The following is a 20,135-nucleotide window of genomic DNA, read 5'->3' as shown; positions in this document are numbered from 1 at the left end:
CTCAGTCCCGCTCGCTGGTGCAACGCTGGCACTGGCCGTGCAGGTCGAGCTCGGCCCGTTGCAGCTGGAAGCCCTCGGGCAGGGCCGGCGGCGGCGGCGGCGGGGTATCCAGGCAATACACCTGGCCGCAGCCGTCGCAATGGAAGTGCAGGTGGTTCTGGTGCTGGCCGTCCCGGGCGGCGGCGTAGCGGGTCACCCGGGAGGCGTCCACGCCCCGGGTGGCCAGGCCGGCCTCGGCCAGCCAGTCGAGCACCCGGTACAGGGTCACCCGGTCGCCGGCATCGGGGCCCAGGGCGGTTTCCACGTCGTGGTGGGACAGGGGCGCCGGCGCCTCGCGCAGCAGGGTCAGCACCCGCACCCGGGCCGGGGTGACCCGGGCGCCGATGGCGCGCAGGGCGGCGGCCGCCGGGGAGGCGATGGGGGCGTCGGCCGCGGGCGGAGCGGCGTCAGCGTGGTCAGTACGATCGGCAGGGGCCGGAACAGAAGTCGGATCGAGCGCAGTCATGGCGTCATGATAAACGCCACACAACTGCAAATGCAACATTGTTGCAACTGTGCTTACAGCGTGCTGCCCTACCCTCTGCCGTAATCCCTAGAAGGGACGGGCATTTTCACGGCCCCTGCCGGGAACGCCTTGCAGGACGCGGCGTTCCACGACCCATGCCCGAAGATGCCCTATTGGCGCGGGGTTTGGCGATGGCCGGAAGCCGGAGTCCGCCGTCGCCGTCGCCTTCTTTACCTCAGTCGACCTGGACCAGCAGCCCCTTCAGGTATTCGCCCTCGGGGAAGGCCAGGGCCACCGGGTGGTCCGGGCCCCCGGCCAGGCGACGCAGGATGCGGGCGTCACGCCCGGCGTCGCTGGCGGCGCCGGCGACGATCTTCTGGAAGAGGTCCACGCCGATACCGCCGGAGCAGGAATAGGTGAGCAGCAGGCCGCCCGGGGGCAGCAGGCGCAGGGCCAGCAGGTTGATGTCCTTGTAGGCCCGGGAGGCGCGCTCGGCGTGGGCCGCCGAAGGGGCGAACTTGGGCGGGTCGAGGATGATCAGGTCGAACTGCTCGCCGGACTTGCGGATGGCGCGCAGCTCCTCGAACACGTCGGCCTCGCGCCACTCGGCCCGGGCCGGGTCGAGCCCGGGGTTGAGGGCCAGGTTGCGCTTGGCCTGTTCCAGGGCCGGGCCGGAAGAATCCACCGACACCACCTGCTCGGCACCGCCGGCCAGGGCTTGCAGCGAGAAGCCGCCGGTGTAGCAGAAGCAGTTGAGCACCCGCTTGCCTTTGGCCAGCTGGCCGGTGAGCAGGCGGTTCTCGCGCTGGTCCAGGTAGAAGCCGGTCTTGTGGCCACTGGCCACATCCACGCCGAGGCGCACGCCGTTCTCGACGATGGAAAGTGGCGCTTCCCCCTCCCCGGCCAGCCAGCCGGTGGTGGGCTCCAGCCCTTCCATGGCGCGCACGTCGGAATCGGAGCGCTCATAGACCCGGGTCACCCCCAGGGGGGCGCCGGCCTGGAGCAGGGCGTGGACGATGGCCTTGCGCCACTTGTCGGCCCCGGCGCTGGTCAGCTGCACCACCACCGTGTCGCCGTAGCGGTCGGCGATCACCCCGGGCAGGCCGTCGGATTCGGCGTGGAGCAGGCGCACCCCGCCTTCCGGCCCCAGGTCGGCGGCCAGCTCGGGCAGGGCCTGGCGGCGGGCCACGGCGGCGGCGATGCGGCGCTTGAAGAAGGCGTCGTCGATGGACTCGGCGGCGTCAAAGGTCCACATGCGCACCCGGATCTGGGACTTGGGGCTGTAGGCGCCCCGGCCGAGGGGCGTGCCGTCGTCGGCCAGCACCTCCACCGTGTCCCCGGGCCGGGCCCGGCCCTCCAGGCGGCCGACCGAGCCGGCGAAGATCCAGGGGTGGCGGCGCCGCAGGGAGCGATCCTTGCCGGGCAGGAGGACGAGTTGGGCCATGGGGGTCTTTCAGGAAACGGGGGAAATCCGGCGCAGCGGGAATGGGTAGGATGCTTGGAATGCGCGCAATACGTTGGAGACGCGCGGCCAGGGCCGCGGCGAAGGGCGGAGTGTACTGACCCGCGGCAGGGGAAGCCAGCGGCACGCGCTGGTCCAGGTCGGATCAATGCCGAGCCGGGCTGGATTGCAGCACGGCGGGGTCTGCGCCTGACGGCGGTACGGGTGATCCTCATCGGGGCCCCCAATGCGCCGTGGCAGCGCCGGGCGCATCAGAACTCGCCAGGCCCCGCGGCATTCACGACAGGCCACGGGCGCCATGCACGCCACGGCGCCGCGCGCGGGGAACGCTCAGCCGCCGAACATCCCTTCCAGCCCGCGCCCGGCGCCGTAGGTCACCGCCGCGGCGGCCAGGCCGATGGCCAGTTGGCGCAGCCCGGACCAGGCGGCGTGGCGGCCGGTGAACAGGGAAATGCCAGCGCCGATGGCGAACAGACCCAGGGCGCTGGCCACGGCACTGCCGACGATGGCCGCCTGGCCGTCGAGATAAAAAAGCGGCAGCACCGGCACCAGCGCTCCCACCAGGAAAACGACGAAGGAGGCCGCCGCGGCGTTACCGGCGGAACCGCCCAGGTCGTCCGGATTGATGCCCAGTTCCTCCCGGGCCAGGGTGTCGAGGGCGGTGTCCTTGTCGGCGATCACCCGGGCGGCGATGGCCTCGGCCTCGGCGGCCTCGAAGCCCTTGGCCCGGTAGATCAGGGCCAATTCGGCCTGTTCCTCGGCGGGCACCTCGGCCAGTTCGTCGGCCTCGGCGGCGATCTGCCGGGCGTACATCTCGCGGCTGCTCTGCACCGAGACCCACTCGCCCATGGCCATGGAGCAGGCCCCGGCGAGCATGCCGGCCAGGCCGGTGGCAAGCACGGTGGACGACTCGAACTGGGCGCCGGCCACCCCCATCACCAGGCTGAAGGTGGACACCAGCCCGTCGTTGGCCCCCAGCACGGCAGCACGCAGGGCGTTGCCGCCGCCGGCGCCGTGGCGGCCTTCGAGCCGGGCATAGGCGCCACCATCCCAGGTCGCCCCGCCCGGGGACGCCAGGCGGGCGAGCAGGCGGGCGTGGGACCGCTCCTGGGCGGGCATCTGGGTGCCGCTGGCCTCGCGCTGGGCGTCGTAGGTGGCGCGGTCCTGGCTCTCCTGGGCGGCCACCACCGGCAGCACGGTCTTGGCCCCCAGGCGCCGGGCCAGGGCCATCAGCACCCGGGCGCGCCAGGAGGGCAGCAGGGGCGGGCGCTGGACGCCGGCCTTGACCAAGCGGCGGCACCAGAACTCGACATGGGCCTCTTCCACCTGGGCCAGGCGACGGTACACGTCGGCCAGTTCGGGCTGGGGCTCGTGGTCGGCCATGGCCCGGTACAGGGCGGCGCTGTCCACCTCGCTCTGCAGGTTGCGCCGGTAGCGGCGCAAGTCGTCGGGGTTGGCGCGACCGCCCCACGCAGCGGAGTCGTCCGGGATGCTCATTTGCGCTTGGCCCGGGGGTGGGCGGCGTCGTACACCTTGGCCAGGTGCTGGAAGTCCAGGTGGGTGTAGACCTGGGTCGAGGCGATGCTGGCGTGGCCGAGCATCTCCTGCACGGCACGCAGGTCGCCGGAGGATTGCAGCACGTGGGAGGCGAAGGAGTGGCGCAGCATGTGGGGATGGACGTGCACCTCCAGGCCGAGGCGGCGCGCCCGCTGGTCGAGACGGGCCGCCACCATGCGGTCGGACAGGCGGGTACCGCGACGCGAGACGAACAGGGCCGGCTCGTCAGGCTTGGCCAACTCGCCGCGCACCGCCAGCCAGGCGTCGATGGCACGGCGCGCCGCCGCACCCACCGGGACGATGCGTGGCTTGGCGCGCTTGCCTAGCACCCGCACCTCGCCGCCGGCCAGGTCGGCCAGGCAGTCCAGGTTGAGGCCGGTCAGTTCCGACAGGCGCAGCCCCGAGGAATAGAACAGCTCGAACATGGCCAGGTCGCGGCAGAGCAGGCGCTCGTCGGCCCCGTCGCCGGCGTAATCCTGGCCATCGAGCAGCCGCCCGGCCTCGTCCGGGGAGAGCACCTTGGGCAGGCGTTGCGGCGATTTCGGCGCGCGCACCCCTTCCACCGGGTTGGCCGCCGGCCCGCCCCGGGCCACCAGCCAACGGTAGAAGCCACGCCAGGAGGAGAGCAGCCGGGCGATTGAGCGCCCGGACAAGCCCTCGCCGTGCAGCTTGGCGGCAAAGCGGCGGATGTGGTGCCCTTCCAGGGCGGTCAGCGGCAACGGCGTCGGCAGGCCGGCGGCCAGGCTGGCCAGACGGGTCACATCGCGGCCGTAGTTAGCCACGGTGTGGGGCGAGGCGCGGCGCTGGTCGCGCAGTTCGGCACAGAAGGCCGCCACCCGGGCGACGTCTTCCGGCACCGGGGCCAGCTCGACCGCCGCGGCGCTGTCAGGAGGTGCCGCCTTGCGCGCCATGGCGGATCGGGGACGAAACGCCCACGCCTCAGGCGGGGCGGGTCACCCGCAGGATGGCAGCGGAAACCAGCTCGCCGAGGCGCTCCAGGTAGAGGGTGCCCATGTCGGCATAGAAGCGTTCGGCATCCTCGCTGCCCAGGGCGATCATGCCCAGAGTGGCGCCGCCGCTGCGCAGGGCGATCAGGGCCTGGGAGCGGATATGGGGCGCGCTGGGGCCGAACCAGGAAGAGGTCTCGAAACCGTGGGCGGCACCGCAGTAGGGCTTGCCCAGGGTTTCGGCGAACACCGCCAGCTCCTCGCCGCAGGCCAGGAAATCGGGCAGTTCGGCGCCCTCACCCAGGCCGGCCGGGGTCTCCCACAGGCGCAGGGCAACGTGGGGGATCTCGAAGTCTTCCTTGAGTTGCAGATACACCCCATTCACCACCGCCAGGGGCGAGGCGGCGGCCACCAGGGAGACGGCCAGACGGTGCAGCTTTTCCGAGATGGCGTCGTTCTGCTCGCCGTAGCGCATCAGCTCCATCAGCCGGCCTTCCAGGCTGCGGCTCTGCTCGCGCAGGGTGAGCATCTGCCGCTCGGTGATGGAGATCGCCCGCCCGCCGTGGGGGTGGGGGATCACCACCCGGGCCATCAGGTCGGCGTAGTCCTCGAAGAACTGAGGGTGGTTCTGCAGGTAGTGGGCGACATCTTCGGCGCGCAGGGCGGCGGTGGAGGCGCTCATAGGGTGATTTCTCCGGAAAAGACGGTGACGGCCGGGCCGGTCATGAGCACCGGGGTGCCCTCCCCGCCCCAGGCAATAGAAAGGAAGCCGCCCCGGGTCTCGACCCGGACCGGGGAATCGAGCAGGCCCCGGGCGATGCCGGCGACCACGGCGGCACAGGCGCCGGTACCGCAGGCCAGGGTCTCGCCAGCGCCGCGCTCATAGACACGCAGGCGGATGGAATGGCGATCCACCACCTGCATGAAGCCGGCGTTGACCCGCTTGGGGAAGCGCGGGTGGGATTCGATGATCGGCCCCTGGCGCTCCACCGGGGCGCGGTCCACGTCGGCCACCACCTGCACGGCGTGGGGGTTGCCCATGGACACGGCGGTGATCTGCACTTCCTCGTCACCCACCTGGAGGGACTGGGCCACTTCCCGGCTGGGGCTGACGAAGGGCACCTGGTCCGGTTCGAACACGGGCACGCCCATGTCCACCGTGACCTCGCCGTCGTCGTTGAGGCGCGGCTCGATGATGCCTTTCTGGGTCTCGACGCGGATGGCACGCTTGGCGGTCAGGCCCTGGTCGTGCACGAAGCGCACGAAGCAGCGGGCGCCGTTGCCGCACTGCTCGACCTCGCCGCCGTCGGCGTTGAAGATGCGGTAGCGGAAATCGACGCCGGGCTGGCTGGCGGGCTCCACCAGCAGCAACTGGTCGCAGCCGACGCCGAAGTGGCGGTCGGCCAGGGCGCGCACCTGGGCGGAGCTTAGGTTCACGGTCTGGCGCACGCCGTCGATGACGACGAAGTCGTTGCCCAGGCCATGCATCTTGGAAAATTTGAGATTCATGAGTGCAGGAGGTTGAGGCCCGGATCACCGGGATAGATTGCGAGCCATTATAAAGTCGTCCATGACGAAGCCGTGGCCGATGTCCTTGGTCACGGACTCGCGCACGGTAAAGCCGTGCTTGCGATAGGCGCCGATGGCCGGGGCGTTGTGCTTGTTGACCGCCAGGACGAGGGTTTGGCACCCCCGGGCGGCCGCCCGTTCCGCCACATGGGCGATCAGGGCCCCGCCCAGGCCGCCGCGCTGGTGGGTCGGATCCAGATAGAGCTTGTCGAGCTTGGCCTCGGCTTCACCCTCCGGCGGAAACAAGGTGGCGGCGAAACCGATGCGCGCCCCATCGCGCCACAGCACGTCCCAGGCCACGTCGTCCCGGCCCAGCTCCTCGGCCAGCACCGTGGCGTTGTAGCGCTGCGCCAGCATGTAGTCGATCTGGTCCTGGGTGATGATGCCCGGGTAGGTGGCCTGCCAGATGCGCCGGGCCAATTCGGCCACCGGGCCGATGTCGGCCGCGTCCATGGGGCGGATGGCGGTGCCGGCGGGCAGGCGTGAAATGCTGCTCATGGCCGTCCTCAGTAGATGCGCGGCTCGCCCGGGGGGCGAGTCTTGAAGCGCTTGTGCACCCAGTAGTACTGCTCGGGCATGGTCAGCACCCAGCGTTCGATCTCGGCATTCATGCGCCGGGTGTCGGCTTCCAGGTCGTCGGTGGGGTAGTCGGTCCACGGCTCACCGAATTCCACTTCATAGCCGGCGCCGTTGGGCAGGGCCCGGGTGACCACTGGCAGCACCGTCGCCCGGCCCAGGGTGGCCAGCCGGGGCAGGCCGGAGATGGTGGCGGTCTGGACGCCGAAGAAGGGCACGAAGATCGAATCCCGGGGACCGTAATCCATGTCCGGCAGGTAGTAGAACGGCCGGTGGGCCTTGAGCGCCCGGGCAATGCCGCGCACCCCGTCCTGGCGCGACAGCAGCTGCTGGTCGCCGAAGCGGGTGCGGCCGTGCAGCAGCCACTTGTCCAGGATCGGGTTCTTCTGGTGGGCGTACATGCTGGCGCAGTCGTAGCTCATGGCGATGCGTGCGCCGCCCCAGTCCAGGCCGACGAAGTGGGGAGCGAGCAGGATCACCGGTTGGCCAACCAGGGCATCGAAGCGCTCCTGGTTCTTGAAGCGCACCAGGCGGCGGATGCGCGCTTCCGGAGCAAACCACAGGATGCTGCGCTCGAGGAAGCTGCGCGCCACCATGGCGAAGTGATCCTTGGCGAGGCGCTCCCGCTCGGCCTCGGAGAGGTGGGGGAAGCACAGCTTGAGGTTGATGCGCACCACCTTGCGGCGCGGCGCAGCCAGCCAGAAGAGCAGCCAGCCGAGCCCGCGGCCGATGGCGACGAAAGCGGGCAGGGGCAGCCAGTGCAGCAACCAGAGCAGGCCCAGGGCGAGGTAGGTGAAGAATTTGCTCATGGGGCGGTCGGCGGTGAGTTCATGGGTGCAGCGGCATTGGCCTCCGGTGCGGGCGGCGCGCCGGACGGCTGCTTGTAGCGGTTATAGGACCACAGGTACTGGGCAGGGCATTCCCGGATCATGGCCTCCACCTCCCGGTTGATCTGGGCGGCGCGGGCCACGGTATCGCCTTCCAGGGGCGTGAGCGGAGGACGGATGTGGTAGTGGTAGCCCTGGCCGCCGGGCAGGCGCTCCATGTACACGAACAGGGTGGCGGCGCCGGTTTCGGTCAGGCGCGCCGCCAGGGTCATGGTGTAGGCGGGACGGCCGAAGAAGGGCAGCCACTCGCCCTGGCCGGCGCCGGGGGCCTGGTCGGGCAGCAGGCCGACCATCTCCTTGTGCTTCAGGGCGCGGATCAGGCTGCGCACCCCGGCCAGGTCGGCGGCGGCAACTTTCATGCGCTCGCCACGCACGCGCCCGGCGAGGAGAAATTCCTTCAGCCAGGCTTGCTTCGGTTCCCGGTACAGCACGGTGATCGGCACCCCGTGGGCATGGCGGGCCAGGTACTGGGCGGCGATCTCGAAGCACCCCAGATGGGGCGTAAGGAAGATCACTCCCTTGCCCCGGGCCTGGGCCTCGGCCACGTGCTCCCAGCCACTGACCTGCTTCACCCGGTCGGTCACCGCCTCCAGGCTGGACAGCCAGGTCGTGGGCAACTCGAAGGCTCCCTTGCCGGATTCGGCCATCACCGTCGGCAGCAACCGGTCGGCCTCGGCGGCACCGAAGGCCTGGACCAGATTGGCCCGGGTCTGGGCCCGGGTGCGGGGCGACAGGCGGTAGGCCAAGCGCCCGAGCAGGGCGCCGGCGCCGTGCAGCAGGGGCAGGGGAAGACAGGCCAGACCTTTGAAAATAAGGCGGTAAATCAGGGACATGAGTAGGGTCTTTGCTGACCGTTGGCTTGACCGGGGACGGCCAAAAAGCGAGAATTATCGGACCGCCGAGTTAAACGGACAACTTGCAGGGCGGAACCGGGGCCGGAAACACAGGCTGAATCGGTACAAATACTGCTAAAGCGTCACCGCTCGCATCCCCGGAGCCGGTACGCCGGCAACAATCCGGGGATTTTGTTTTTGGAGCGTGCACCACCCATGTCGAACAGCTACTTCTTCACCTCGGAGTCCGTCTCCGAAGGCCACCCCGACAAAGTCGCGGACCAGATTTCCGACGCCATCCTGGACGCCATCCTGACCCAGGACCCCAAGGCCCGCGTCGCCGCCGAAACCCTGTGCAACACCGGTCTGGTGGTGCTGGCCGGCGAGATCACCACCCACGCCAACGTGGACTACATCCAGGTGGCCCGGGACACCATCCGCCGCATCGGCTACGACAACACCGAGTACGGCATCGACTACAAGGGCTGCGCCGTGCTGGTGGCCTACGACAAGCAGAGCCCGGACATCGCCCAGGGCGTGGACAAGGCCCACGACGACGGCCTCGACCAGGGCGCCGGCGACCAGGGCCTGATGTTCGGCTACGCCTGTGACGAAACCCCGTCCCTGATGCCCCTGCCGATCTACCTGTCCCACCGTCTGGTGGAGCGCCAGTCCCTGCTGCGCCGCGACGGCCGCCTGCCCTGGCTGCGCCCGGACGCCAAGTCCCAAGTCACCATCCGCTACGAGGATGGTAAGCCGGTAGCCATCGACACCGTGGTGTTGTCCACCCAGCACTCCCCGGACATCCCCTTGGACAGTCTGCGCGAGGCGGTGATCGAGGACGTGATCAAGCCGGTGCTGCCCAAGGAGCTGATCAAGGGCGAGATCAAGTACCTGGTGAACCCCACCGGTCGCTTCGTCATCGGTGGCCCGCAAGGCGACTGCGGCCTGACCGGTCGCAAGATCATCGTCGACACCTACGGCGGTGCCGCTCCCCACGGCGGCGGCGCCTTCTCCGGCAAGGATCCCTCCAAGGTGGACCGTTCCGCCGCCTACGCCGGCCGCTATGTCGCCAAGAACATCGTCGCCGCCGGCCTGGCCAGCAAGTGCCTGGTGCAGGTGTCCTACGCCATCGGCGTGGCCCAGCCGACCTCGATCATGGTCGAGACCTTCGGTACCGGCAAGGTGAGCAACGAGAAGCTGACCGAACTGGTGCGCGCCCACTTCGACCTGCGCCCCAAGGGCATCGTGCAGATGCTCGACCTGCTGCGCCCGATCTACCAGAAGACCGCCGCCTACGGCCACTTCGGCCGGGACGAGCCGGAATTCACCTGGGAAGCCACCGACAAGGCCCAGGCCTTGCGCGCCGCCGCCGGGCTGTAAGCCGCACTGGCGGCCGGCAACGGCCGCCACGCTGCGCCCGCGCAATAACCCAACGGGGGGCCACGGCACCCCGTTGTCGCATCCGCACTCCAGCGTGGCGTATTTCTTTTTCGCCTTGAGCGTTCGCCTATAAAATAGGCCGGCTATTCATTTTTCATACGCCATGCTCAAGCGAATCTCCGTCGACCACCTGCGCGTCGGCATGTACCTGCACGAACTCTGTGGATCCTGGATGGAGCACCCCTTCTGGCGCTCCGCCTTCCTGCTCGAAGACCCCCAGGACATCGACCGCCTGCTCGACAGCAGCATCCGTGAAGTGTGGATCGATACCGCCCAGGGCCTGGATGTGGCCGAAGGCCAGGCCAAGGAGGAGTCCGACGCGGCGGTGGAGCGGGATCTGCTCCAGGCCGCCAGCAACGGCCCGGTCCCGGTGGAAAAGGTGTCGATGAGTGCCGAGCTCGACCGGGCCGCCAAGATCTGCGCCAAGGCCCGCCAGGCGGTCACCTCCATGTTCCAGGAAGCGCGCATGGGCAAGGCCCTGGACGCGGCCAACGCCCAACCCCTGGTGGACGAGATTTCCAATTCGGTGCTGCGCAACCCGGGCGCCCTGATCAGCCTGGCCCGGCTCAAGACCGCCGACGACTACACCTACATGCACTCGGTGGCGGTCTGTGCCCTGATGATCGCCCTGGCCCGGGAGCTGGGCCTGAGCGAAGCCGAAGCACGCGAGGCCGGCATGGCCGGCCTGCTCCACGACCTGGGCAAGATGGCCATCGACCCGGCCATCCTCAACAAGCCGGGCAAGCTCACCGACGCCGAATTCCTCGCCGTGAAGAGCCATCCGGCCGAGGGCCACGCCATGCTGCTGGCCGGCACCGGGGTCAGCGACGTCACCCTGGACGTGTGCCTGCATCACCACGAAAAGATCGACGGCAGCGGCTACCCGGAGCGCCTCAAGGGCGAGCAGATCAGCCTCTACGCCAAGATGGGTGCGGTCTGCGACGTCTACGACGCGATCACCTCGAACCGCCCCTACAAATCCGGCTGGGACCCGGCCGAGTCCCTGCGCAAGATGGCCGAATGGGCCGAGGGGCACTTCGACCCGGCGGTGTTCAAAGCCTTCGTCAAGACCGTGGGCATCTACCCGGTGGGTTCCCTGGTGCGCCTCGAATCGGGCCGCCTGGGGATCGTCATGGAGCAGAACCCGAAATCCCTGCTGGTGCCGCGCCTCAAGGTGTTCTACTCGACCAAGGCCCAGGCGCGCATCCGTCCGGAAGTGGTGGATCTGGGCCAACCCGGCTGCCGCGAGAAGATCGCCGGCCGGGAAGATCCGGACAAGTGGAACTTCCCCGACCTCAACCAGTTGTGGGGCGGCCCCGCCGAACCGCTCTAGGTTCGCGTCGGCAGCACCGGCATTGAGCAAACCGCGCCGGGGACGTATCATCCGCGTTCTTCCGAGGAGCGTTGCAGCCGGTCCGCCGTGGGCGTCCGGTCAGGCTCGGAAGGCGTCCGGCACCCAGCCGCGGCGCCCAGGTCAACGGCGCTCACCCATGCATGTCTTTCAACCCTGCCGGGTTCGGAGACGGGTGAGCAGACTGCCGCACCCCCATCCCCCCGGCCACACGATCCGGAGTTCTCAATGAACGCTGTGGCTGACCTCAAGGGCGACTTCTGCGTCGCCGACCTCTCCCTGGCCGACTGGGGCCGCAAGGAAATCCGCATTGCCGAGACCGAAATGCCCGGTCTGATGGCGATCCGCGAAGAATTTTCCGCCAAGCAGCCCCTGAAGGGCGCCCGCATCACCGGCTCCCTGCACATGACCATCCAGACGGCGGTGCTGATCGAGACCCTGACCGCCCTGGGCGCCGAAGTGCGCTGGGCCTCCTGCAACATCTTCTCGACCCAGGACCACGCTGCCGCCGCCATCGCCGCCAGCGGCGTGCCGGTGTTCGCCATCAAGGGCGAATCCCTGGAAGACTATTGGGACTACACCCACCGCATCTTCGAGTGGCCGGCGGCGGCGAATGGTGAAAAAGTCTTCAGCAACATGATCCTCGACGACGGCGGCGACGCCACCCTGCTGCTGCACCTGGGCGCCCGGGCCGAAAAGGATCTGTCCGTGCTCGACAACCCGGATAGCGAGGAAGCCGTGGTGCTGTTCGCCAGCATCAAGGCCAAGCTGAAGACCGACCCCACCTGGTATTCCACCCGCCTGGCCCAGATCAAGGGCGTCACCGAGGAAACCACCACCGGGGTGCACCGCCTCTACCAGATGCACGCCAAGGGCGAGCTGAAGTTCCCCGCCATCAACGTGAACGACTCGGTCACCAAGTCCAAGTTCGACAACCTCTACGGCTGCCGCGAGTCCCTGGTGGACGGCATCAAGCGCGCCACCGACGTGATGATCGCCGGCAAGATCGGCGTGGTGCTCGGCTACGGCGACGTGGGCAAGGGCTGCGCCCAGTCCCTGCGCGGCCTCGGCGCCACCGTCTGGGTCACCGAGATCGACCCCATCTGCGCCCTGCAAGCCGCCATGGAAGGCTACCGCGTGGTGACCATGGACGAAGCCGCCGCCCTGGGCGACATCTTCGTCACCACCACCGGCAACGTCGGCGTGATCACCCACGACCACATGAAGGCGATGAAGAACAACGCCATCGTCTGCAACATCGGCCACTTCGACTCCGAGATCGAAGTCGCCAGCCTGCGCCAGTACGAGTGGGAGAACATCAAGCCCCAGGTGGACCACATCATCTTCCCCGACGGCAAGCGCCTGATCCTGCTGGCCGAAGGCCGCCTGGTGAACCTGGGCTGCGCCACCGGCCACCCCAGCTTCGTCATGAGCAACTCCTTCGCCAACCAGACCCTGGCCCAGATCGAGCTGTACGCCAAGACCGAGCAGTACCCGGTGGGCGTGTACGTGCTGCCCAAGCAGCTCGACGAGATGGTCGCCCGCCTGCACCTGAAGAAGATCGGCGCCAACCTCACCGAACTGACCGACGCCCAGGCCGCCTACATCGGCGTGCCCAAGAACGGTCCCTTCAAGCCCAACCACTACCGCTACTAAACGGCCCGCGTCCCGGCCGGCCTCCTGGCTTCATTGCCCCGGGGGCCCGGCCGGGCGCCCAAACACCTGTTGGCGCGGCCTTAAGCACCTGAAGCGCCTCAAGTCCCTTGAATCCCTTGCGCGACTTGAGCCCCTTAACGTCGCGCCCCTGCGGAGCCACACCATGGACGGACTCTCGGCCTTTGCCACCCTCACCGCCGTGCATCTGCTGGCGGCGGCGACACCCGGCCCCGACTTCGCCATGGTGATCCGCCAGTCGCTGCTCGCCGGACGGCGGGCGGGGCTGCTCACCAGCCTGGGCATCGCCCTCGGGCTATCGGTGCACATCGCCTATTCCGCCGCCGGCCTGGCGGCCCTGATCGCCCACTCGGCCACCTGGCTCACCGCCTTCAAGCTGGCCGGCGGCGCTTACCTGCTCTACCTGGGCTGGAAGGGCCTGCGTGCCCGGCCCACGGCAACGACGGACGCCTCCGACGGCGCGCCGGACAGCGCCCCCGTGCATGAATCGGCCCTGCGCCACCTGGTCCGGGGCTTTCTCACCAACGCCCTCAATCCCAAGGCGCCCCTGTACTTCCTCGCCCTGTTCACCCTGGTGCTCAGCCCGGCCACGCCCCTGCCGCGCCTGGCCGCCTATGGCGTGTGGCTGATGGCGTTGCAGTTCGCCTGGTTTTCCCTGGTCACCCTGTTCTTCACCCAGCCCCGGGTGCGCGCCGCCTTCCTGGGCTGCGGCCACTGGCTGGAGCGGGCCTTCGGCGCTGCCCTGGCGGTGCTCGGCCTGCGCCTGTTGCTGAGCACGGAACGCTGAACCGGCACCGGCCATGACCATGGACTCCTTCCACCGCCGCGCCCAGCGCCCCGCCCCCGCCGCCAAGCCGCACGCCGATGCAGGGGCCAAGCCGCCCCGCCCCGCCGGCCGGCAGCGCGCCGACCAGGCCCTGGTGGCCCGGGGGCTGGCCGAGTCGCGCACCGCCGCCCAGCGCCTGATCGCCGCCGGCCGGGTGCTGGCCGACCTGGGCAAGGGCTGGGAGGCCGTGGCCAAACCCAGCCTGGAACTGGCCGACGACACGCCGCTGCAACTTTTGCCCGGCGACGAGGACCGCTACGTTTCCCGCGGCGGCCTCAAGCTGGCCGGGGCGCTTACCGCCTGCGGCATCGACCCGGCGGGGCTGACCTGCCTCGACCTGGGCCAGTCCACCGGCGGTTTCACCGACTGCCTGCTGCAGGCCGGTGCGGCTCGGGTGGTGGGGGTGGAGGTAGGCCACGGCCAGATCCATCCGCGCCTGGCGGGCGATCCCCGGGTTGTGACCCTGGAAGGCATCAACGCCCGGGCCCTGAGCCCGGCCGACCTGGGCGGGCACTTTCCCGCCGGCGGCTTCGACCTGATCGTCGGCGACCTGTCGTTCATCTCCCTGACCCTGATCCTGCCCCGGGTGCCGGCCCTGCTCGCGCCGGACGGCGCCCTGCTGCTGCTGGTCAAACCCCAGTTCGAGGTGGGCCCGGACAAGCTGGCCAAGGGCGGGCTGGTCAAGGATGAAACCCTCTACCCCCAGGTGGAGGCGCGCATCCGCACGGCTGCCGCCGACCTCGGCCTCGCGGTGCGCCACTACGTCGACAGCCCGATCACCGGCGGCGACGGCAACCGGGAATTCTTCATCCACGCCGGCCGCGCCTGACACCTGAATCCATTTTTCCACGACTTTCGACCCACGCAATGACCACGCCCACCATGACGCCCGCGACCCTGCCCATCTCGATCGAATTCTTCCCGCCGCAGACCCCGGAAGGGGCGGATAAGCTGCGCGCCACCCGGGCGCGCCTGGCCGCCCTCAACCCGGAGTTCTTCTCGGTGACCTACGGCGCCGGCGGCTCGACCCAGGAGCGTACCTTCGCCATCGTGCGCGAGATCCAGGACGAAGGCTTTGCCGCCGCCCCCCACCTGTCCTGCGTCGGCGCCACCCGGGAAAGCATCCGCGAAATCCTCGCCGGCTTCCGCGCCCAGGGCATCCGCCGCATCGTCGCCCTGCGCGGCGACCTGCCCTCGGGCATGGCCAGCCTGGGCGAGTTCCGCTACGCCAGCGACCTGGTCAGCTTCATCCGCGCCGAGACCGGCAGCGCCGCCGAGGGCGGCTTCCACCTGGAAGTGGCGGCCTACCCTGAGGTGCACCCCCAGGCCGCCTCGTTCGAGTCCGACCTGGCCGCCTTCGTCACCAAGGCCCGCGCCGGGGCCGACTCGGCCATCACCCAGTTCTTCTACAACCCGGACGCCTACGCCCACTTCGTCGCCCGGGTGCGGGACGCCGGAGTGGAGATTCCGATCGTGCCGGGCATCATGCCCATCGCCAGCTTCACCAAGCTGTCCCGCTTCGCCGACCAGTGCGGCGCCGAGATCCCACGCTGGGTGCGGCGCCAGTTCGAGGCGTATGGGGACGATGCGGAAGCGGTGCGGGAATTCGGCCTGGAGGTGGTCACCGGCCTGTGCCGCGCCCTGATCGCCCAAGGCGCGCCGGGGTTGCACTTCTACTGCCTCAACCAGGCCGACCTGACCCTGGAGATCGTGCGCCGCCTCAAGGCGTAAGGCCGCAGGGCCTGCCGTGGCCCCGGCCAGACAGCGGGAACGGCACACGCCACCGTCTCAAGCCCTAGAACTGGCGCGGGGTTTCAGGCAGCCTACCTGAAACCCCGCGTCAATCCTCATTCTCCAGCCACCATGACTGGAAGTCCCCGCCCTGCCTAGGCCTCCAGCAAGGTCGCCTGACGGGCCACCACCTCGGCGATCTCCGCGGCCGGGACCGGCCGGCTGCAGTAGTAGCCCTGATATTCGTCGCAGGCCAGGTCCACCAGGTAGGCGAGCTGCTCGGCGGTTTCCACCCCTTCGGCAGTGACCTGCATGCCCAGGCTGCGGGCCAGGCCGACGATGGCGGTGACGATGGCGGCGTCGTTGGCGTCCGACGACAGGTCACGCACGAAGGCCTGGTCGATCTTCAGCCGCTGCAGCGGGAAGCGCTTCAGGTAAGCGAGGCTCGAATAGCCGGTGCCGAAGTCGTCGATGGCCAGCTGCACCCCCATGTCCGACAGTTCCCACAGGTGCGAGATGGCCTGCTCGGTGTTGTCCATCAGGGTGGACTCGGTGATTTCCAGCTCCAGCCAGCGGGGCTCCAGCCCGGCTTCTTCCAGGGCGCTGTGCACCTGGGTGGGGAGCTGGGACTGGCGGAACTGCAGGGCCGAGAGGTTGACTGCGATGCGCAGCGCCATCCCCTGGGCCTGCCAGGCAGCCGCCTGGCGTGTAGCTTCGCGCAGCACCCAGTCGCCCAGGCTGAGGATCAGGCCCGATTCCTCGGCCACCGGGATGAAGCGGGCCGGGGAGATCAGCCCCTTTTCCGGATGCTGCCAACGCACCAGGGCCTCGACCCCGACCACCCGGCCGCCGGCCACTTCGACCTGGGGCTGGTAGGCGAGGAACAACTGGCCCTCGGCCAGGGCATGGCGCAAGTCGTTTTCCAGAGCAAAGCGGTCCAGGGCCTGGGCGTTCATTTCCGGGGCGAAGAAGCGGAAGCCGCCCCGTTCCGCCTCTTTGGCGTGACGGGCGGCGGCGTCGGCATCCCGCAGCAGGCCCGAGCCGTCCCGGGCATCGTGGGGGAACAGGCTGACCCCGGCGCTGACCGTCACCTCCACCGGCTGGGCGCTCAGGTCGTAGCGCCGGCATAGGTCGCCGAGCAACTGCTGGGTGCGCCAGGCTGCCCGGTCCACGCCGCAGCGCGGCAGCAGCACGGCGAATTCGTCGCCCCCCATGCGCGCCGCCATCTCGCCGTCCTGCACCGCAGTGCCGAGACGGGCGGCGATGGCCTGGAGCAGTTCGTCCCCGGCGCCCGAGCCGAGGGAATCGTTCACGGCCTGGAAGCGGTCCACGTTGAGCAGCACCAGGGCCAGCTCCTCCCGGTCGAAGGCCGCTTCCTCGATGGCCCGGTGCAGGCGCTCCTGGAGCATCACCCGGTTGGGCAGACCGGTGAGCAGGTCGAAGTTGGCGAGGAAGCGGATACGCTCCTCGGCTTCCTTGTAGCGCGACAGGTCGGAGCTGACGATGACGAAATGGGTGATCCGGCCATTGGCGTCGCGCAGGGGCGTCACCGAATGCCACAGGGCGATCTGCTCGCCGCCCTTGCGGGTGTGCCAGACCTCGCCCTGCCAGTTGCCGCGGGTATCCGCCTCTTCCCACATGCGGTCGTAGAACTCGCTGTCGTGGCGGTTGGAGCGGAGCATGGCCGGGAGCTTGCCCAGCACCTCTTCCGGCTCGTAGCCGTTGACCCGGGTGAAGGCCGGATTGACACGCATGATGTGGTGCGTGGCGTCGGTGATCATGATCGCGTCGTTGCTGCTGGCGATCACCTGGCCGGCCAGGCGCAGCTTCTCCTCGGCCTGGCGGCGCTCCTCGATTTCCCGCGACAGGGCTTCGTTGCTGGCCGACAGGGCGCCCTGGTGACGCGAGATCTCTTCCATCATCGCGCCCAGGGTGGCCGACAGGCTGCCGATCTCGTCGTTGCCGGCGGGAGGCAGCAACGCGGCCACGCTGCCCTTCGCCTTGCCCTGGCCGCTGCCGAAGGCCCGGGCCGCATCGGCCAGGGCTTTCAGGCGGCGGGCCACCAACCGGTCGAGGCCGGCCCACAGCACCAGGCAGAGCAGGGCGATGCCGGCGCCGATGACGACGAAGCGCCGCCCCGCTTCCCAGCGGGCCAGATCCTTGGCCACGCTCAGGTCGTATTCGAGGTACATGTAGCCGACCCGGGCGGTGCGCAATTCGCCGGGTTCGGGCGGCAGGCGCAACGGGTAGATCGACCACAGGGTGCCGCGCTCGTCGGAGAGCAGCACATCGCCGGCCATGCGCATGCCGGCGGCAGCGAAGCGTTCGGCCGGCGGCAGGCCGCGCAGGGCGGCAAAATCGGCCCCCTTGCGGTTGAAACGACTGGCGAAGAGCACCTTCAGATGGTCGTCGAACACCATCGCCTGGCGCAGGTGGGGCATGGCCGAGAGGCGCACCAAGGTGCGCTCCGCGGCGACAGCGTCGCCGGCGATGATTTCGTCCTCGACCTCGGCGGCCAGGCGGTCGCCGTTGAAGGCCGCCCGGGCGATGGCCTGCTGTTCCACCTCTTCGACGCTGCGCAGGCGATCCACCCCGTAAAAGCTCAGGCCGAGCAGGGTGCCGAACGCCAGCAGCGCCACCGGCAAGCCGTGGCGCAGTTTCATGGTTTGCCTCCGGAAGCGCCGCCGCGCCCTGGAGCGGGAGGAAGCAGCGCGCTCCGCACCAGGCGGTCGTCCACCAGGTTACTGGTGGACAGGGGGTTGAGCCAGCCACGCGCCTGCATGAATGTGGCGAGCCGCCCAGCCTGGGCCGCCAGAGGCCCGCCGGGGGCGAGCAGGTCGCGGTTCTGGGCCAGATCGGGCAGGGACATGCCGGCCAGGGCGGCACGGAATTGCGCGGGCGTCATGCCGCTGCGGTGGGCCGCCTGGTCGATCAACGCCGCCTCGCCCTGGAGCACCCGCTGCTGCGCCAACCCCCAGGCGCTAACCAGCGCCGCCAGATCGTCGGCGCGGGACTCCAGCAGGGACTGACGCACCACCAGCACGTCGACGATCTCGTTGGGCATGGCGGAGCTGTCGAACAACACCCGGGCGCCGCTGGCGGCCAGCTGGGAGCGGAGTGGCTCGCAGGTGGCCAGGGCATCCACCTCCCCCTGCTGCAGCGCCTGCTGCTGGGCATCCAGGGAGAGGCGCACCAGGGTCACCTCGTTGGCGCTCAGGCCCGCCTTGTCCAGGGCTCGGGCAAGCAGCAGCGACGAGGTGGTGTTCAGCTCGATGCCGATGCGCCGCCCGCGCAGGGCCGCCAGGGAGGCCACCTCGGGCCGGGCTATCAGGGCATCGGCGCCGGCCGAGATATCGAAGACCAGCACCACCTTGATCGCTTCGCCGCTATTTACCAGGGACAAGGCCTCGTCCAAGGTCAGGGCGGCGGCATCCAGGGTGCCGTTGCGGAACGCGCGCAGCACCTCGCTGGTGGAGGGGAAATCGAGGACGTGCACCTGGTTCTCGCTCACCAGCCCCTGGTCCCGGGCAAGGAACAAGCCCTCATAGCCCGGCCAGGGGTTGGCGCCGACAACCAGGGGCATGCGCGGCTTGTCGCATCCGGCCAGCAGCGCCAGGCCGAGCAGCACCAGCAGCCACCGGCAGGCGGTGCGCACGACCGCGGCGAGGCGGAATCCCCGGAAGAAAAAGGCGGAAAGCATCGGAAGCGGGAGGAAAACGGAGGAACGGAAAGGAATATGCCCTAATCCTATCGCCCGAGCATGATCTGTCGCAAAGAAAATCGCTCCGCGTTACGGCAATGCGGCTTTTTTTCTCACACCCAGAGCATGCAATAACGCCCGCAGCGTCGATGGCCGGTAGGCGGGACCATTCCCCCGGGATTCGGCAAAAAAATCCTATGCCGCCGACAAAACGGCAAGAACCTCCCCAGCCAGCAGGCGCTGGCGAGACTGCCATTCCGCCACGGGCCACGACGGCATGGGCGTTGTCGTCCCTCCAGCCGTCGCCGGAAGCCCTGGCACGTCACTTGCACGATTTCGGCCTACGCTTATTCGAGGTGACGTCATGAACGTTGATACAGCAGCAAGTGCCCTGTTTGCCGCGCGTTTTATCCGGCCCCGGGCCGGCCCGCTCGACACCCCCAACACGAGCGCTCTCGACGCTGCCGCCCGGGACGGCACCCGGGTCACCCTGTCCGCGGCGGGCCGTCAGAAGGCGGCCCGCGAAACTATCGCCGCCACTCCGAACACTCCGAACAGCAGCCGTGCCGCCAGCGCTGCGGCGAATGCGTCTGGGGTTGCGGGAAATAGCCCACCGATGCAGAGCGAGGCCCTGCCCCCCGATTCGGCCAGCCTCGCCCGTGAAGTGGGACAGGAGCGCCAGGACGTGGAGGTGAGCATGTACCGGGCGCTGCTGCGTGCCAGCCTGAATCCCACAGCCCGCTACGAGATCCGCTTGGAGGACGGGCGCTTCCGGGTTCCCGGCAACCCGGAGGCGGAAGCGGCCCTGAACAGCGATCCCACCCTGGCCGGCGCCGCCAGCACCTTGCTCGCCAAGGAGGCCCAGGTGATCCAGACCCGGGCCCAGGGAGCCTACCGCCAGGCCATTGCCCAGGGCATGACGCCGGATGCGGCAGGCGAGATCCTGGCCCGCATCGTGACCACGGCGACCCGGGCCACCGGTTTCACCCTGCAGCACGGGGCCTTGTCCCTCAACGCCAGCGCCACCCTGGACGCCACACTGCCGACAGCCTTCGCCTGAAGCGTGCGGCGCCC

General features: G+C 69.4%; 18 protein-coding genes and 1 riboswitch. Of the genes, 7 read left to right on the top strand and 11 right to left on the bottom strand.

Annotation, left to right across the window (positions count from 1 at the left end):
- Position 1 precedes the first annotated feature (1 nt).
- The 9 genes from OTERR_RS01510 to OTERR_RS01470 all read right to left on the bottom strand — a co-directional run bounded on the left by OTERR_RS01510 (position 2) and on the right by OTERR_RS01470 (position 8,336).
- Entirely contained in the window at positions 2–505 is a 504-nt protein-coding gene (locus OTERR_RS01510; RefSeq protein ID WP_149424636.1) for a Fur family transcriptional regulator, read from the bottom strand.
- Between the two features lie 235 nt (positions 506–740).
- Complete coding sequence (locus OTERR_RS01505) at positions 741–1,949, bottom strand: class I SAM-dependent rRNA methyltransferase (RefSeq protein WP_149424635.1); 1,209 nt, start codon at positions 1,947–1,949, stop codon at positions 741–743.
- Between the two features lie 348 nt (positions 1,950–2,297).
- Complete coding sequence (locus OTERR_RS01500; protein ID WP_149424634.1) at positions 2,298–3,464, bottom strand: VIT1/CCC1 transporter family protein; 1,167 nt, start codon at positions 3,462–3,464, stop codon at positions 2,298–2,300.
- Positions 3,461–4,435 carry a tyrosine recombinase XerC gene (xerC, locus tag OTERR_RS01495; RefSeq protein ID WP_149424633.1) on the bottom strand — a complete coding sequence of 325 codons (975 nt, stop codon included), beginning with the start codon at positions 4,433–4,435 and terminating at the stop codon, positions 3,461–3,463. The genes OTERR_RS01500 and xerC overlap by 4 nt, the downstream gene beginning before the upstream one ends.
- A gap of 28 nt (positions 4,436–4,463) precedes the next feature.
- On the bottom strand, positions 4,464–5,153 hold the full coding sequence (locus tag OTERR_RS01490; protein WP_223115979.1) for a DUF484 family protein: 690 nt from the start codon (positions 5,151–5,153) through the stop codon (positions 4,464–4,466).
- Entirely contained in the window at positions 5,150–5,980 is an 831-nt protein-coding gene (gene dapF, locus OTERR_RS01485) for a diaminopimelate epimerase (RefSeq protein WP_149424632.1), read from the bottom strand. Before dapF ends, OTERR_RS01490 begins: the two co-directional genes overlap by 4 nt.
- A gap of 24 nt (positions 5,981–6,004) precedes the next feature.
- A complete protein-coding gene (locus OTERR_RS01480; protein WP_149424631.1) occupies positions 6,005–6,538 on the bottom strand; it encodes a GNAT family N-acetyltransferase in 534 nt (177 codons plus the stop codon).
- An 8-nt stretch (positions 6,539–6,546) separates the two neighbouring features.
- Positions 6,547–7,425, bottom strand: a complete 879-nt coding sequence (locus OTERR_RS01475) for an LpxL/LpxP family acyltransferase (RefSeq protein ID WP_054619633.1) — start codon at positions 7,423–7,425, stop codon at positions 6,547–6,549.
- Positions 7,422–8,336, bottom strand: a complete 915-nt coding sequence (locus tag OTERR_RS01470; RefSeq protein ID WP_149424630.1) for a lysophospholipid acyltransferase family protein — start codon at positions 8,334–8,336, stop codon at positions 7,422–7,424. Before OTERR_RS01470 ends, OTERR_RS01475 begins: the two co-directional genes overlap by 4 nt.
- A 216-nt stretch (positions 8,337–8,552) precedes the next feature.
- Between OTERR_RS01470 and metK the strand changes: the two genes are divergently transcribed.
- The 6 genes from metK to metF all read left to right on the top strand — a co-directional run bounded on the left by metK (position 8,553) and on the right by metF (position 15,361).
- A complete protein-coding gene (gene metK / locus OTERR_RS01465) occupies positions 8,553–9,719 on the top strand; it encodes a methionine adenosyltransferase (protein ID WP_149424629.1) in 1,167 nt (388 codons plus the stop codon).
- A 163-nt stretch (positions 9,720–9,882) separates the two neighbouring features.
- Positions 9,883–11,112, top strand: a complete 1,230-nt coding sequence (locus tag OTERR_RS01460; RefSeq protein ID WP_149424628.1) for an HD-GYP domain-containing protein — start codon at positions 9,883–9,885, stop codon at positions 11,110–11,112.
- Positions 11,113–11,169: 57 nt separating this feature from the next.
- Positions 11,170–11,272, top strand: a riboswitch (S-adenosyl-L-homocysteine riboswitch).
- 86 nt (positions 11,273–11,358) lie between these two features.
- Positions 11,359–12,786: an adenosylhomocysteinase gene (gene ahcY, locus OTERR_RS01455; protein WP_149424627.1), complete on the top strand. Its 1,428-nt coding sequence runs from the start codon at positions 11,359–11,361 to the stop codon at positions 12,784–12,786.
- A 163-nt stretch (positions 12,787–12,949) separates the two neighbouring features.
- The gene (locus OTERR_RS01450; protein ID WP_149424626.1) at positions 12,950–13,591 is read left to right on the top strand and encodes a LysE family translocator; all 642 of its coding nucleotides are present in this window, start codon (positions 12,950–12,952) and stop codon (positions 13,589–13,591) included.
- A gap of 13 nt (positions 13,592–13,604) precedes the next feature.
- Positions 13,605–14,459 (top strand): TlyA family RNA methyltransferase, encoded by an 855-nt coding sequence (locus tag OTERR_RS01445; protein ID WP_149424625.1) that lies wholly within the window; start codon positions 13,605–13,607, stop codon positions 14,457–14,459.
- Between the two features lie 38 nt (positions 14,460–14,497).
- Positions 14,498–15,361 carry a methylenetetrahydrofolate reductase [NAD(P)H] gene (gene metF, locus OTERR_RS01440; protein WP_246154258.1) on the top strand — a complete coding sequence of 288 codons (864 nt, stop codon included), beginning with the start codon at positions 14,498–14,500 and terminating at the stop codon, positions 15,359–15,361.
- A gap of 155 nt (positions 15,362–15,516) precedes the next feature.
- Here the strand turns inward: metF and OTERR_RS01435 are convergent, their stop codons facing one another.
- Together OTERR_RS01435 and OTERR_RS01430 are read right to left on the bottom strand one after the other, a co-directional pair.
- Positions 15,517–18,024, bottom strand: a complete 2,508-nt coding sequence (locus tag OTERR_RS01435; protein WP_149424624.1) for an EAL domain-containing protein — start codon at positions 18,022–18,024, stop codon at positions 15,517–15,519.
- Complete coding sequence (locus tag OTERR_RS01430; protein ID WP_149424623.1) at positions 18,021–19,061, bottom strand: ABC transporter substrate-binding protein; 1,041 nt, start codon at positions 19,059–19,061, stop codon at positions 18,021–18,023. The genes OTERR_RS01435 and OTERR_RS01430 overlap by 4 nt, the downstream gene beginning before the upstream one ends.
- 364 nt (positions 19,062–19,425) lie before the next feature.
- Here OTERR_RS01430 and OTERR_RS01425 point away from each other — a divergent pair, with 364 nt between their 5' ends.
- Complete coding sequence (locus tag OTERR_RS01425) at positions 19,426–20,121, top strand: hypothetical protein (protein WP_149424622.1); 696 nt, start codon at positions 19,426–19,428, stop codon at positions 20,119–20,121.
- Positions 20,122–20,135: the final 14 nt, after the last annotated feature.

The sequence above is a fragment of the Oryzomicrobium terrae genome, assembly GCF_008274805.1.
Classification (GTDB): Bacteria; Pseudomonadota; Gammaproteobacteria; order Burkholderiales; family Rhodocyclaceae; genus Oryzomicrobium; species Oryzomicrobium terrae.
Note: the sequence above shows the minus strand (reverse complement) of the source record. Positions and strands in the feature narration are given on the sequence as shown.

What these genes read in the sequence shown, in the direction of transcription:
- OTERR_RS01510 (WP_149424636.1), bottom strand. Translation starts at nt 505, where the DNA reads ATGACTGCGCTCGATCCGACTTCTGTTCCGGCCCCTGCCGATCGTACT.
- OTERR_RS01505 (WP_149424635.1), bottom strand. Translation starts at nt 1,949, where the DNA reads ATGGCCCAACTCGTCCTCCTGCCCGGCAAGGATCGCTCCCTGCGGCGC.
- OTERR_RS01500 (WP_149424634.1), bottom strand. Translation starts at nt 3,464, where the DNA reads ATGAGCATCCCGGACGACTCCGCTGCGTGGGGCGGTCGCGCCAACCCC.
- xerC (WP_149424633.1), bottom strand. Translation starts at nt 4,435, where the DNA reads ATGGCGCGCAAGGCGGCACCTCCTGACAGCGCCGCGGCGGTCGAGCTG.
- OTERR_RS01490 (WP_223115979.1), bottom strand. Translation starts at nt 5,153, where the DNA reads ATGAGCGCCTCCACCGCCGCCCTGCGCGCCGAAGATGTCGCCCACTAC.
- dapF (WP_149424632.1), bottom strand. Translation starts at nt 5,980, where the DNA reads ATGAATCTCAAATTTTCCAAGATGCATGGCCTGGGCAACGACTTCGTC.
- OTERR_RS01480 (WP_149424631.1), bottom strand. Translation starts at nt 6,538, where the DNA reads ATGAGCAGCATTTCACGCCTGCCCGCCGGCACCGCCATCCGCCCCATG.
- OTERR_RS01475 (WP_054619633.1), bottom strand. Translation starts at nt 7,425, where the DNA reads ATGAGCAAATTCTTCACCTACCTCGCCCTGGGCCTGCTCTGGTTGCTG.
- OTERR_RS01470 (WP_149424630.1), bottom strand. Translation starts at nt 8,336, where the DNA reads ATGTCCCTGATTTACCGCCTTATTTTCAAAGGTCTGGCCTGTCTTCCC.
- metK (WP_149424629.1), top strand. Translation starts at nt 8,553, where the DNA reads ATGTCGAACAGCTACTTCTTCACCTCGGAGTCCGTCTCCGAAGGCCAC.
- OTERR_RS01460 (WP_149424628.1), top strand. Translation starts at nt 9,883, where the DNA reads ATGCTCAAGCGAATCTCCGTCGACCACCTGCGCGTCGGCATGTACCTG.
- ahcY (WP_149424627.1), top strand. Translation starts at nt 11,359, where the DNA reads ATGAACGCTGTGGCTGACCTCAAGGGCGACTTCTGCGTCGCCGACCTC.
- OTERR_RS01450 (WP_149424626.1), top strand. Translation starts at nt 12,950, where the DNA reads ATGGACGGACTCTCGGCCTTTGCCACCCTCACCGCCGTGCATCTGCTG.
- OTERR_RS01445 (WP_149424625.1), top strand. Translation starts at nt 13,605, where the DNA reads ATGACCATGGACTCCTTCCACCGCCGCGCCCAGCGCCCCGCCCCCGCC.
- metF (WP_246154258.1), top strand. Translation starts at nt 14,498, where the DNA reads ATGACCACGCCCACCATGACGCCCGCGACCCTGCCCATCTCGATCGAA.
- OTERR_RS01435 (WP_149424624.1), bottom strand. Translation starts at nt 18,024, where the DNA reads ATGAAACTGCGCCACGGCTTGCCGGTGGCGCTGCTGGCGTTCGGCACC.
- OTERR_RS01430 (WP_149424623.1), bottom strand. Translation starts at nt 19,061, where the DNA reads ATGCTTTCCGCCTTTTTCTTCCGGGGATTCCGCCTCGCCGCGGTCGTG.
- OTERR_RS01425 (WP_149424622.1), top strand. Translation starts at nt 19,426, where the DNA reads ATGAACGTTGATACAGCAGCAAGTGCCCTGTTTGCCGCGCGTTTTATC.